Source organism: Massilia glaciei, from assembly GCF_003011895.2.
GTDB classification, from domain to species: domain Bacteria; phylum Pseudomonadota; class Gammaproteobacteria; order Burkholderiales; family Burkholderiaceae_D; genus Telluria_A; species Telluria_A glaciei.
The window spans coordinates 1-13774 of record NZ_PXWF02000279.1; the positions used below are offsets into that span (position 1 = coordinate 1).

The 13774-nt window shown below is 66.6% G+C and carries 9 protein-coding genes and 1 pseudogene; 8 read left to right on the forward strand and 2 right to left on the reverse strand.

The window, feature by feature from the left end; all coding sequences use genetic code 11:
- Positions 1–227: pseudogene (locus tag C7C56_RS29040) on the forward strand (YbdK family carboxylate-amine ligase); the annotation flags it as partial.
- 26 nt (positions 228–253) lie between these two features.
- Here C7C56_RS29040 and C7C56_RS20920 read toward each other — a convergent pair.
- The gene (locus C7C56_RS20920) at positions 254–1297 is read right to left on the reverse strand and encodes a sodium:calcium antiporter (protein WP_106759311.1); all 1044 of its coding nucleotides are present in this window, start codon (positions 1295–1297) and stop codon (positions 254–256) included.
- The gene (locus C7C56_RS20925; RefSeq protein ID WP_106759293.1) at positions 1294–2373 is read right to left on the reverse strand and encodes a patatin-like phospholipase family protein; all 1080 of its coding nucleotides are present in this window, start codon (positions 2371–2373) and stop codon (positions 1294–1296) included. The genes C7C56_RS20920 and C7C56_RS20925 overlap by 4 nt, the downstream gene beginning before the upstream one ends.
- A 206-nt stretch (positions 2374–2579) precedes the next feature.
- Between C7C56_RS20925 and C7C56_RS20930 the strand changes: the two genes are divergently transcribed.
- From C7C56_RS20930 to C7C56_RS20960, 7 genes are all read left to right on the forward strand, one after another.
- Positions 2580–5132 carry an NAD-dependent epimerase/dehydratase family protein gene (locus C7C56_RS20930; protein ID WP_106759294.1) on the forward strand — a complete coding sequence of 851 codons (2553 nt, stop codon included), beginning with the start codon at positions 2580–2582 and terminating at the stop codon, positions 5130–5132.
- Positions 5133–5215: 83 nt separating this feature from the next.
- Complete coding sequence (locus C7C56_RS30785) at positions 5216–6019, forward strand: TonB-dependent receptor domain-containing protein (protein WP_106759295.1); 804 nt, start codon at positions 5216–5218, stop codon at positions 6017–6019.
- A gap of 102 nt (positions 6020–6121) precedes the next feature.
- On the forward strand, positions 6122–6475 hold the full coding sequence (locus C7C56_RS30790) for a TonB-dependent receptor (protein ID WP_106759296.1): 354 nt from the start codon (positions 6122–6124) through the stop codon (positions 6473–6475).
- 30 nt (positions 6476–6505) lie between these two features.
- Positions 6506–7303 (forward strand): hypothetical protein, encoded by a 798-nt coding sequence (locus C7C56_RS20945; RefSeq protein ID WP_146204582.1) that lies wholly within the window; start codon positions 6506–6508, stop codon positions 7301–7303.
- A gap of 186 nt (positions 7304–7489) precedes the next feature.
- On the forward strand, positions 7490–9313 hold the full coding sequence (locus C7C56_RS20950) for an endo-1,4-beta-xylanase (protein ID WP_181373280.1): 1824 nt from the start codon (positions 7490–7492) through the stop codon (positions 9311–9313).
- A gap of 61 nt (positions 9314–9374) precedes the next feature.
- Positions 9375–11399: a glycoside hydrolase family 97 protein gene (locus C7C56_RS20955; protein ID WP_229458900.1), complete on the forward strand. Its 2025-nt coding sequence runs from the start codon at positions 9375–9377 to the stop codon at positions 11397–11399.
- Positions 11400–11415: 16 nt separating this feature from the next.
- The gene (locus tag C7C56_RS20960) at positions 11416–13617 is read left to right on the forward strand and encodes a formylglycine-generating enzyme family protein (RefSeq protein WP_106759299.1); all 2202 of its coding nucleotides are present in this window, start codon (positions 11416–11418) and stop codon (positions 13615–13617) included.
- The last annotated feature ends 157 nt before the right edge of the window (positions 13618–13774 follow it).

The window sequence follows — 13774 nt, forward strand, 5'->3', positions numbered from 1 at the left end:
TCGACCCGGCCGACGGCAGCCGGCGCCCGATCGCCGAGGTCGTGCGCGGCGACCTCGAACGGCTCGCGCAAAAGACCACCGACCCCGATTTCGGCCTGGCGGTGCGCATGATCGAGCAGTTGCTCGCCGGCGGCGGCCAGTCCGGCTGGCTCAAGTCCCACATGGACGCCGGCTCGGGCATGAACGACATCGCCCGTTACGCCAGCGAGCAGTTCGAACACAAATAGGGCGGCGGGCCCGCGCCCGTGCCCGGTCAGCGCAACTGGTACAGCAGCAACAGGCCGCCGAGGTAGCTGGCCAGGATGGCGATCGAGTCGATTCCGAAGTGCATGACGGTGCGGTTCTTGCGTTCGACCAGGCCGATCAGGTAGATGGTGGTGAGCAGGATGCAGAGCAGGGCGGCGAACAGGGAAAAATCGGCGGCCTGGTTGAGCACGGGCGGGCCGCGGTAGAGCACGTCGATGAGGAGGATCAGCGCCACGTTGAACATGCCCGTGCCCAGGATGTCGGCGATCGCCATCTCGTATTGGCGCACGCGCATGGCGGTGATGACGGTGCTCAGTTCGGGCAGCGACGTCGCCAGCGCGAGCAGGACCGCGCCGACGAATTTCTGTCCGATGCCGGTCTGCGCGGCGAGCGCGTCGGCGGTGTTGCTAAGCACGAAGCCGGCGACGAAGATGACCGCGGCGGCGGCGCCGGTTTTGGCGAGCAGGCGCGGCAGCGGGTCGGGCCGTGTCCCGGGCTCCGCGGCGGCCGGCGCCGCGGGGGGCTCGTCCGCCGTCCAGCCGTGCGGGATCCACGCCGGCCGCTTGGCCGCGCCCGCGATCGTCCAGATCGAGAAGCAATAGCCGAGCAGCAGCGACCACGACCAGACGCCGGCCCCGGCGAACGGATAATCGCCGGCCACGATCGCGATCGCCACCAAAATCAACAAGAAGATGCCGCAGGCCGACTGCAGCAGCAAGTCCGGCGAGGCCGCGACGACGGTCAGCGCCTGCTTGCCGGTGAAGCCGTCGACCGCGGCCAGGATCGCCTTTTGCATGGCCACGCCGCCGAGCAGGTTGTTGACCGCCAGCGCGGGCGCGCCGCCGAACGCGGCGAACACGCCGACCGCGATTTCGGGCAGGGAGGTGATTCCACCAAGCAGCACCAGGCCGACGATCGCGTGCGAGAAGCCGGTGCCGCGGGCGATCTGGTCGGCCAGCACGGTCACGCGCGTGCCGGCCAGCCACACCAGGCAGGCGGCGCCCGCGAACAGCGCAAAGTTGGCGCCGATGGGGAAGGTGGCAAAATTCAATGGCGCGGGTCCGCGTTCGTGGCCCCGGCGTGCCCGGTCGCGCAGCGGCCCGGGTTGCACATCGACGACATTTGTATGGTCGAGCAGTGGCCGATCCGGTCGAAGTTGGCGGCGATCCAGCGCTCGGCCGCGCTGTAGCCGACGTCGTGGAGGTAGCTCAGGAAATCCCATTCGGCGTTGAACTTGCTCGATACGCCTAGTTGCAGCAATGCCTCGTCGGCGCTGATGCGGTGCAGCCGCGTCTCGGTGTAGCGCACATGCTCGGGGTTCTCCTCGTCGATGACCCTTTTGAGGAGCAGGATGGAACTGATTTCGCGGATGAGGCTGGCGTTGAAGGTGATTTCGTTGAGGCGGTTGGTGATCTCGGCGGCGGTGCGGGGCAGGCCGTCGCGGACCATCGGATTGATCTGGATGATGACCAGGTCGCGCGGATCGGATTCGTCAATGAGCGGAAACAGTGCCGGATTGCCCATGTAGCCGCCGTCCCAGTACGCCTCGCCGTCGATCTCGACGGCGTGGAACAACTGCGGCAGCGCGGCCGAGGCCATGACCATGTCGACGGTAAGTTCGTCGCGGCGGAAGATGCGCGCCATGCCGGTGCGCACGTTGGTCGCGGAAATGAAAAGATTGAGCGCCTCGCAGACCCGGACCCGCTCGAAGTCGATCAGGCGGCGCAAAATGAGGCGCAAGGGATTGAAATTGAACGGGTTCAGATCGTACGGCGAGACCATGTTGGCCGCCATCTGGAGCAGGATGTAGACGGGCGAACTGTCGAGCGACCAGCGCCCCAGCCAGCGGTCGAGCGGGGTGCGCTTCAACGGGCTGAAATACGACGCGTCGCTGACGGCGCGCCAGAACCTTGCCAGCGCGCGGCGCGCGCCGTCGGGGCCGCCGCCGCACGAAAAGCCGTCGGCCAGCACCACCGCGTTGATCGCGCCGGCACTGGTGCCGCTGATGCCTTTGATCAGCAGGCGCCGGTCTTCGAGCAGGCGGTCCAATATCCCCCAACTGAGCGCCCCGTGCGTGCCGCCTCCCTGCAGGGCGATGTCGATGCGTTTCGGTTCTGGTGCCGACATGCTTCCCCCCGCGCTTTGCTTGTTCGGTAGACCCCGGCGCGGCCGGCGAAGTTCGGCGCGGCGCCGCCGTCGGCCAAACCTTCGATTCCGCCGGGCCACCGTCACCGGCATCGGGCGTAAGTTGCGGCGTCGGTCAAGGTGCGCGTCAACGTCCGTTGCCGGCGACGTCCTAGACTTGGCTTGTTCGGTCAGCGGAGGGTGGGGGCATGGCTACTGATAGACCTGTCGTATTGGTCACCGGGTCCGAGGGCCGGATCGGCAGCGCGATCGTGGCGCAACTGTCCGACGCCTACACGGTGGTCGGCTTCGAACGGCAATGCAAGGGACAAAACTGCATCGAAGCGGACATCAGCTCCGAGGCTGGGGTGGCCGAGGCCTGCGCCGCATTGCGCCGGCAGCACGGCGGGCGCATCGCCTCGGTGATCCACCTGGCCGCGTTCTACGAGTTTTCCGACGCGCCCAATCCGCTCTACGAGGCCGTCAATGTGAGGGGCACGCAAAATCTGCTGCGCGCGCTGCAGTCGTTTGAGGTCGGCCAATTCATCTACGCGAGCACCATGCTGGTCCACGCGCCGACCTCGCCGGGCATCCCGATCACCGAAGACTCCCCGCTCGATCCGGCCTGGCCGTATCCGCAATCGAAGCTCGCCGCCGAGCGCGTGGTGGCCGGCGCCCGCGGGCATATCCCGTCGCTGGTCTTGCGCCTAGCCGGGGTCTACACCGACGACTGCGAGGTGCCGTCGCTGGCGCAGCAGGCGATGCGCATCTTCGAGCGCCAAATGCTCAGCCGCGTGTTCCCCGGCGACGCCACGCACGGCCAGGCCTTCGTCCACCTCGACGACGCGGTGCGGGCCTTCCGCGCCGCCGTCGACCGGCGCGCGCGGCTGCCGCCCGAGGCGGTGGTGCTCATCGGCGAGCCCGTCAGCGAAAGCTACGAGGCATTGCAAAACCTGATCGCCAGGCTGCTGAACGGCGAGCCGTGGGAGACCAGGCAAATCCCCAAAACGCTGGCCGCCGCCGGCGCCTGGATGCAAAATAAAGCCGAGGTGGTGGTGCCGGACGCCATCGATCATGGCCAAAAGCCGTTCATCCAGCCGTTCATGGTCGGCCTGGCCGACGACCACTACGAGCTCGACATAGCGCGCGCCGAATCGTTGCTCGGCTGGCGTCCCGAACACCGCCTGCGCCGCAGCCTGCAAACCATGATGGCGCGCCTGCGGTCCGATCCGCCCGCCTGGTACAAGCGCAACAAGCTGCAGCTGCCGCTCTGGCTCGAAGCCGCGCAGGAGGCCGCAGGGGAGGCCGGAAAGCCGAGCGCGCAGATCGTCGCCGACTACAACATGCTCGACCGCGCCGAACACCAGCGCACGCTGTGGTGCCACTTCGCGAACATCGCGCTGGGCCTGTGGCTCATGGCGAGTCCGTCCGTGTTCGGATTGGCGCAGCAGTGGATGGCGCCGGGCGCGCTGGTCGCCCCCAACGGGCGCGGCCTCGTGTACAGCGCAAGCTACATGACGGCCAGCGACATGCTCGCCGGCGCGCTCGTGGCGCTGTTCGCCCTGTTGTCGCTCTCGCGCGACTTCGGCTGGGCGCGCTGGAGCACGGCGGCGCTCGGGCTGTGGCTGCTGTTCGCCCCGGTGCTGTTCTGGACCCCGAGCGCGGCGGCCTACGCCAACGACACGCTGGTGGGCACCTTGCTGATCGTCTTCGCGGTCGCCATACCGAGCGCGCCCGGGATCAGCCCGGTCGCGCGCGTCAGCGGCCCCGACGCGCCGCCGGGCTGGGACTACAGCCCGGCCGGCTGGACCAACCGCCTGCCGATCATCATCCTCGCCTTCGTCGGCCTGTTCATCTCGCGCTACCTTTCCGCGTTCCAGTTGGGCCACATCGACGCGGCCTGGGACCCGTTCTTCGGCGCCGGCACCGAGGCCATCATCACCTCGTCGGTGTTGGAGGCGTGGCCGGTGTCCGACGCGGGCCTGGGGGCGACCGTGTACGTGCTCGAAATCCTCACCGGCGTCATCGGCGACAAGCGGCGCTGGCGCACCATGCCGTGGCTGGTCCTGCTGTTCGGCATCCTGATCGTTCCGCTCGGGGGCGTGAGCGTGTTCTTCATCATCATCCAGCCGATCCTAATCGGGACCTGGTGCACCCTGTGCCTAGTCGGCGCGCTGGCCATGCTGCTGCAGATACCGTATTCCTTCGACGAGATACTGGCCACGCTGCAGTTCCTCAAGGCGCGCATCAGACAGGGCCGTCCGTGGTGGTACGTGCTGTTGCGCGGCGATACGATGGACGGCGGCAGCGCCGACTATTCGGACAATTTCGACGCGCCGATCGGGTCGATACTGCGCGAAATGCTGCTCACCGGCGTCAACGCCCCGTGGACGCTGGTCGCGAGCACCGTGCTCGGCGTGCTCATCATGAGCACGCGGCTGCTGTTCGACACCGACGGGCAGGGCGCCGACAGCGACCACATGGTCGGATCGCTCGTGGTGACGTTCTCGATCATGGCGTGGGCCGAGGTGGCGCGCCCGCTGCGGTTCGTCAATGCGCTCTTCGGCGCCTGGCTGCTGGTCGCGCCGTGGTTCCTCGACGGCTATACCGCCATAGGCACCGTGGCATCGCTGCTGTTCGGCGCCGCCCTGATCGCGCTGTCGTACCCCGCCGGGCGTTTTCTGAGCCACTTCGGCGCGTGGGACAAGATCGCCCAGGCCAGGCCGCGGATCCCCGCGAAAAGGCGGCACGCGCACGCATGAAGCCGCGCCGCAGATAATTCAGTCGCGCCGGAGGCGTCGGCCGCGATGTTCGGTTGGGCTGATGGCTATGCGTTCAACAGTCCTTGATCGAACCAAACATCTTCGTAGTCGGGTGCGAGAAGGTTCCCAACGATCAGAACAACATCCATGTCGGCGGCACCGTGCCCCAATCGTGGCTGACGTTCGACCGCAATTTCATCTACAACACGCTGGACGCCTTGAACCAGAACCGCAACGCCGCGGCCAACGTGGGCGGCACCTTCGACGCGGTCGAGACCATCAATGCGTTGTACCTGCAAACCGACCTCGAGAAAAAGGTGTTCAACCGCACCTTGCGCACCAACTTCGGCGTGCGCTATGTTGAAACCAACTCCGACGTGGACAACTATGTGCTGGTGGCAGGCGTCCAAGTCCCGACCAACCGCAAGAGCAAGTACACCAACACGCTGCCGTCGGCCAGCTTCGCCTACGACCTGACGGACGATCTGGTGTGGCGCGGTTCTTGGGGCAAGACGATCAAGCGAAGCTCGATTTCGGCGATCGCACGTTCGTTCAATGTGAGCAATGGCGGCGACTTGATCATCACCGCCGGCAATCCGGGCCTGCTGCTGGAAGCGTCGACGAACATCGATACCAGTGTCGAGTGGTACTTCGAAAAGGGTGCGCTGCTGAGCGTGTCGGCGTACAAAAAAGACATCAAGGGCCGCCCCGTCACGGGGTCCACCATGGTGCCGTTCTCCTCCCTCGGCCTGCCGAAGGAGTTGTTCACCGCGAACAACCAGACGACTCTGACCGACGATCCTAACTATCCCGTCGAGTTGCGCCAGGTGCGCAACGGCGAGGACTTCAGCATCAAGGGTATCGAACTGGCGTACCAGCAAACCTAAAAGAACATGCCATGGATCTTCAAGCACATGGGCTCGATCATCAGCGTGACCAAGGTCTAGACGGCCGGCATCACGCGCAACTACAAAACGCAGTTCTACGACGTGCCCATCATCCCGGAGAGCACCTACGCGCTGACCCTCTACTATAAAAACGGCCCGTTGTCGCTGCGCACCTCGTACAACCATAAGTCAGGCTTCGCGGACTTTGGCAACAACATCACCAATCCGCTGGGCTACCAACGCTGGAACAATGAGCGCGGCTATCTGGATGCATCGTTCGGCTACAAGATCAACAGCTACCTCGAACTGCGGCTCGACGGCAGTAACCTGACGAACACCAAAACGTACCAGTACCTTCAACACTTCCAGAACCGCAACGGCGATTCTGAATCGCGTATCGAAGGCGGGAACCAGGCCGGCCGTAACGTGACGCTGAGCTTGCGTGGCAAGTTCTAAGGCAACCGACAACACAATTTAGGAATGATCATGCAAACAACATTCAAACGCGGCCTGCTGGCCATGGCGGCGGCGGCGCTGGCGGCTTGCGGCGGTGGCAACGGCTTCGATGGCGATGACAAAAACCCGTTCAACGGCAAGGAAGTGACGATCCGCGGCACGGTCGCGAGCAGCTATCCGGCCACCGCGCCGGCGCCGCTGGGCACCAGCAACGCGATCGCCAAGGCGGCCATCATCGCCAATTGCCGATCCGGCTACGGCGTCACCGACACCGCCGCCGACGGCAGCTACACGGTCAAGATCACCTCGCCGGCGTCCGGCCCGTGCGTGGTCACCGCGACCACGTTCCAAGGCACCGCCTTGGGCGTGCCGACGACGATCCTGCGCAGCGTCGCACTGGGCGACGGCAGCGTGGCCAACATCACGCCGCTGACAGAGTTGCTGTACGTGTACATGGCGACCCAGGTCACCACGACCGCGCTGCCGGTGCTCACCACCACCAGCACGGCCGGCTCGGTGCTGGCCATCAATGAGGCTTTTAACAAGATCATGACCACCCCGGCCTTGTTCAACGCATCGGTGGCGTCGGTGGCGACCGTTGTCAGGACCGCCGGCGGCACGGTCAACCCGCTGACCGTGCCAGCAGATTACTTGACCGGCGCCATCATTGCGCGCTCGACGGTGACGAACGCCGCCGGCAACGAGCAGAGCATGGTGCTCGATCAGTTGCGCACGCGTAACCTGATCAACGCCAACGGGTATCCGCAGACGGCAACCTTGTTGACGCCGACGATCACCCATGCCACTGCCAACAAGGTGGCGCCGTAAGGTAGGGTCCGCGCCCGCAGCCCTGCGGGCGCTTAAAAATCGTACGGGGGCATGACGATGCAAAGGCCGGCCATGCGCGTCGGCCATCGTCATCCCCCGTCGTCGCCATCCCATGGCGTCGTCATCGCGTCGTCGCCATCGCGTCGTCACCGTCGAGTCGTCGCCAACCTCTCTATGGTAACCATCATGCCTAATTTTAAACACTCCCTGATTGCCATGCTGTTGGGCGCGGCGTCGGCCGCCGCGTCCCCGCTTGGCGCGAGCCCGTTGCCCCCGCTGGGGCAACACCTGGGCAACGCGCGGCCGACCAGCGTGCTGCCGGCCGACCCGGCCACCAGCTTCCGCTTCGAGGACGGCATCAACCCCGCGGACAAACGCGGCAGCTTCACCGTCACCGGCGAGAGCGCCGGCGCGCCGGTGTTCCGCGCCGACAATCCCAAGGGCTCGTCGAATTACAACGGCATCAATGCGCGCTGGTTCAACAGCGCCCCCATCAAGAAGGGCGATGTGCTGCTGGCGCGTTTCGCCGCGCGCGCGCTCAAGGCGCGCCAGGAGTCGGGCGAGGCCGAAGGTATGTTCTATTTCCAGCGCCAGAAAGAGTCGTCCGACCGCGCCGTGCAGGCCTTCAGCGTGGGCCCGGACTGGACCACGATCAGCGTGCCCTTCGTGGCCGCCGACTACGCCGCGGTTGGCGAATCGGCCGCCATGATCAGCTTTGGCAACCTCGAGCAGACGCTCGAGATCACCGGCCTCGAGGTGCTCAACTTCCAGGACCGCGCCAGGATGGCGGCCCTGCCCGTGACCCGCTTCACCTACGCCGGGCGCGAGGCCGACGCCGCGTGGCGCCGCGCCGCGCTGGCGCGCATCGAGCGGATCCGCACCGCGCCGCTGACGGTCAGGGTGCGCGACGCCCGCGGCCGTCCGCTCAAGGGCGCCACCGTCGAGGTGGCGATGACGCGCTCGGCCTTTTTGTGGGGCTCCGAGGTCGACGCCGGGACGCTCCTGAAAGCCGGCCCGGACGCGGACCGCTACCGCCAGGAAGTGCGCGACCTGTTCGACGTCACCGTGCTCGGCAACGGCCTCAAGTGGCCGCGCTGGCGCGCCCCTGGCGGGCCCGAGCAGGCGCTGGGCGCGATCGACTGGCTCAGGGCCGAGGGCAAGCTGGTCAAGGGCCACGCGCTGGTCTGGCCGGCCTGGAAGTTCTCGCCCAAGGACGTGGCGGCCGACCCCGAGCGCGGCAGCAAGATCGGCGGCCTGGTCGACGCCCACATCGCCGACATCACGGCCACCACCCGCGGCAAGCTGATCGGCTGGGACGTGGTCAACGAACCGATCCACGAGACCGAGTACCTCAAGCACATGCCGCGCGAACGCGTGGCCACCTGGTTCAAGCTGGCCCAGCGCAGCGACCCGGCGCTGCAGCTGTCGATCAACGAGTACTCCATGCTCAACCGCAGCTCGAGCCCGCTGTTCATCGAAAAGTACCTCGAATTCGTGGCCATGCTGCGCAAGGAGGGCGCGCGCGTCGACGTGCTGGGTGTGCAGGGCCACGTCGGCCAGACCCCGCGTCCGCCGCTGGCGGTGCTGAGCGACCTGGACCTGCTGGCAGACGGCGGCGTCAACAACATCCAGATCACCGAGTACGACTTCAACACTCCGGACGAGCAGTTGCAGGCCGATTACAACCGCGACTTCATGATCGCGCTCTACAGCCACAAGAATGTGTCGGGCTTCCTGCAGTGGGGCTTCTGGCAGGGCGCGATCTGGAAACCGGACGCGGCCATGTTCCGGCGCGACTGGAGCGCCAAGCCCAGCCTGGCGCCCTGGAAGGAACTGGTGCGCGGCGCCTGGCGCACCCGCAACAAGGGCGCCACCGGCGCCGACGGCGCCTACACCTCGCGCGGCCACCACGGCCAGTACGAGGTCAGCGTCAGCTACAAGGGCAAGACTGTGCGCAAGCCGGTGGTCCTGGGCGGCGCCGGCGAAACGCTGACGCTGACCGTGAAGTAGCGGCACAATTGACGAAAAGTGGGCGCTGCGCGTCCACAGCCAACCATTACGGAGATGTATGTTGAAACGACTCACACTGGCGCTGTTCGGCGCATGCGGCATGCTGGCCGCCACCGCCCAGGCCAACACGCTGACCTCGCCCAACGGCCTGCTCGAGGCGCGCTTCGGCGCGCCGTTCACCAAGGCCGAGGGCACGCAAGACGGAATCGCCACCTACGCGCTGAACTACCGCGGCAAGCCCTTGATCACGCCGTCGCTGCTGAACCTCAGGCTCGACCTGCCCGAGTTCGGCAGCAAGAGCTTCAAGCTGCTGTCGGCTTCAAAGGTGAGCGAAGTGCGCGACACCTACCAGCCCTTGGTGGGCAAATCGGCCAGCGTGCTGGTGCACTTCCGCGAAATGACGCTCAGCTACGAAGACCTGGCCCTGCCCGGGCGCAAGGTCGACGTCGTGTTGCGCCTGTACGACCAGGGCGCGGCCCTGCGCTATGTGATCCACGGCCGCGCCGGCGAGCGCATCGCGGTCAAGAAGGAGGTGACCACCTTCGGCTTCGCGCGTGACCACGATTGCTGGGGTTACAACCAGGGCCAGTGGGTCGGCGGCCACGAGGGCGAGTACGACCCCGTGAAGGCGTCGCGCCTGCGCGACGCCGCCCTGTACGTGTTGCCGCTGGTGTGCAAGACGGGCGACGGCCAGACCAGCTTCGCGCTGGCCGAATCGGACGTGCGCGGCTATCCGGCCAGTTTCGTGTCGGGCCGCGACAACGGCAGCCTTGGCGCCGAACTCAAGCATTCGCCGCGCTACGACACCGACCCGTCCGTGCGCCAGGCCGTCACCATCGCCCGCATCACGCTGCCCGAGGGCGGCTTCAAGACGCCGTGGCGCGTCATCATGGTGGGCGACACGCCCGGCGCGCTGGCCGAGTCGCAGCTGGTGCAGATGCTGGCCACCCCGTCGCGCCTGAAGGACACCGGCTGGATCAAGCCCGGCAAGGTGGCCTGGGATTGGTGGAACGGCTCGCAGGTGGCCATTCCCGAGCCGGGCATGAACACCGCCACCTACAAGGCCTTCGTCGACTTCGCGGCCGAGATGGGCCTGCCGTACATCATGGTCGACGAGGGCTGGTCGGTTGGCAGTTCGGTCGAAGCCAATCCGAAGGCCGACACCACCCGCTCCAAGCCATCGATGGACATCCCGGCCATCGTCGCGTACGCGCGGCAAAAGGGCGTCGGCGTGTGGCTCTGGCTGCAGTGGAAGCAGCTCGAGCGCCAGATGGAGCCGGCGCTAGCGCGCTACCGCGAGTGGGGCATCAAGGGCATCAAGGTCGACTTCATGTCGCGCACCGACCAGGAGATGATGGCGTACTACGAGCGCCTGGTCAGCCGCGCGGCGGCCAACCGGCTGATGGTGGACCTGCATTCAAGCGTGCCGTCGAACGGCCTGGAGTGCACCTGGCCGAACCTGCTGACCCAGGAGGCGGTCATGGGCGCCGAGTTCAACAAGTGGAGCGCGCGCATCACCGCCACCCACAATGTGACGCTGCCGTTCACGCGCATGATCCTGGGGCCGATGGATTACACGCCGGGCGCGTTCCGCCACGTGGCCGCAGCCGACTTTCCATCCAAGATGACCTGGAACAATCCCGTCGTCAAGACCACGCGCGGCCACACCCTGGGCATGTACGTGGCCTACGACAGCCCGCTGCAGATGGTGTCGGACAGCCCGCCGAGCTACAAGAAGGCCGACGGCGGCTGGGAGGACGGCGCCGACTTCATCGCGATGGTGCCGACCACCTGGGACGAGACGCGCGTGCTGCTGGGCGACATCGGCCAGTTCATCGTGACGGCGCGCCGCAAGGGCGCCGACTGGTACCTGGGCGCGATGGGCAACGAGCAGGCGCGCGAAGTGCGCGTGCCGCTCGATTTCCTCGGCGCGGGCCGGCACGAGGCGCGCAGCTGGCAGGACGGCGCGGCCATGAACACGCTCGTCACCAGCAGCAGCGGGGTGGGGCGCGACGACACGCTCACGCTAAAACTGGCGCCATCGGGCGGCGCGGTCGTGCACCTGCGCGCGGCGGCCAAGCAATGACACCGGGGGAGGAGCCATGACGCAACTGGGACGGGCCGCCGTGGCGCTGGCCGTGGTGGCGGCGCTGTGCGCGCCGGCGCAGGCGCAGGAACTCAAATTCGCCGGCAAGTTCAAGACCGAGCAACTGATCACGGGGCCAGACTGCCTGGCCCTGCTCTGGTCGCAAAAGCCGGGCGACAGTTATGGCTGCACCCCGGCGCAGGTGGGCGCCTGGCGCGAGGCGCTGGTGGCCTGGCGCGGCAAGCGGCTGCAAGAACTCAAGTACGACGACCGGCGCTACGCCGATCCGGCGCTGGCATGGACCAAGTCCAGCTTCGTGCAGCCGCAGCTGATGGTGCACGACCGCTATTTCTACGATCCGGTGGCCGGTAAGTACACCGTGGACCGCTACCTCGACGACCTGGTCAAACGCTACGGCGGCATCGATTCGGTGTTGGTGTGGTCGATCTACCCGAACATCGGGATCGACAACCGCAACCAGCTCGCGATGATCGAGCATCTGCCCGGCGGCCGCGAAGGGGTGCGGCGCATGGTGGCCGACTTCCAGCGGCGCGGGGTCAAGGTGCTGTTTCCGATCATGCCGTGGGATACCGGCACCAACGCGCCGGCCAAGGAGATGCCGGAAGCGATCGCCGAGCTGATGAAAGACCTCGGCGCCGACGGCGTCAACGGCGACACGATGACCGGCGTGCCCGAAAAATACTCGCTGGCCGCTGAAAAAATCGGCTATCCGCTCGCCTTCGAACCGGAGATCGCGCCCAAGGAAAATCATCTGGGTTGGAACGTGATGAGCTGGGGCTACTTCGAGTACCCGTATGCGATCGTCAACCCGGCGGTGCACGTGTCCAAGTTCAAGTGGCTCGAACCGCGCCACATGGTGCGTGTGAACGACCGCTGGAACCGCAACCGCGAGGAGATGCTGCAATTCGCCTTCTTCAACGGCACCGGCTTCGAAAGCTGGGAGAACGTGTGGGGCATCTGGAACGGCCTGACCGAGCGCGACGCCGAGGCGCTGCGCCGCATCGCCACGATTGAGCGGGCGATGGCGCCCCACCTGGTCAGCCCGGGCTGGGAGCCGATGGCGCCGACGCTGCAGTACGGCGTGCTGGCGAGCCGCTGGCCGCTGGGCGCCAGCACGCTCTGGACCATCGTCAACCGCAACGAATACAGCGCCGGCGGCGAACAGCTGGCCCTGGCCGCGCAGGCGGGCATGCGCTATTTCGACCTGTACCACGGCACCGAGCTCAAGCCGCGCCGCGGCGCCGGCGGCGCGCTCACGCTCAGCTTTTCGATGGAACCGAAGGGCTTTGGCGCGGTGCTGGCGACGCCGGCCGCGCCGGACGCGAAACTGGCCGCGCTGCTGGCGACCATGAAGGCCATGACGCGCCGGCCCTTGAAAGACTTCGACAGCAAGTGGGAAACGTTGCGCCAGACCATGCGCGCGCCGGTGGCCGCCGCGCCGCCGGGGATGACCACGATCCCGGCCGCCGACTTCGAGTTCAAGGTGCACGGGATCGAGGTCGAAGGCGTGAACATGGCCGGGGTCGACGTGCAGTACCCGTGGGAGGACGCGCCGCACCGCTTCCACTACAAGCGCATGGCGCTGGCGCCCTACCATATTGATACCACGCCGGTGACCAATGCGCAGTACAAGCGTTTCGTCGACGCCTCCGGCTACCGCCCGCGCGACGGCCAGAATTACCTGCGCCATTGGAGCGGGGGCAGCTATGCGCCCGGCAGCGGCGAACAGCCCGTCACCTGGGTCTCGGCGGACGACGCGCGCGCCTACGCGCGCTGGTCCGGCAAGCGCCTGCCGACGTCGTGGGAATGGCAGCATGCGGCGCAGGGCACCGACGGCCGCATCTACCCTTGGGGCAACGTGTGGGACGCGGGCGCCGTGCCGGCGCCGGACACGTCGCGCAACCCGGCCGGCCCGGCGCCGGTGGGGGCGCATCCGACAGGCGCCAGTCCGTACGGCGTGCTCGACATGGTGGGCAATGTGTGGCAACGGACCGATGAATTCGAGGACGCGCACACGCGTTCGGCCATTTTACGTGGCGGCAGCAATTACAAGCCGCAGGGTTCGCACTGGTATTTTCCGCAGGCGCTGCGGCTGGACACGCACGGAAAATTTCTTTTGATGTCGCCCGGCATGGACCGCAACGCGGCGACCGGGTTCCGCTGCGTGCGAGATGCCGTGCAAGGGGCGAAGCGCTGACCTCGTAATTTTCAATGACAACGCAACGCCACCATCACCTTCCGGCCATGGTGGCGTTGCTGTTTCTGGAGGAGGTTCAACGCTTCAGCGCGGAAGGCAAAATCGCGAAATACGATTCTTCAGAAAACTAAACCAACATCGTCCTCGCGCAGGCGGG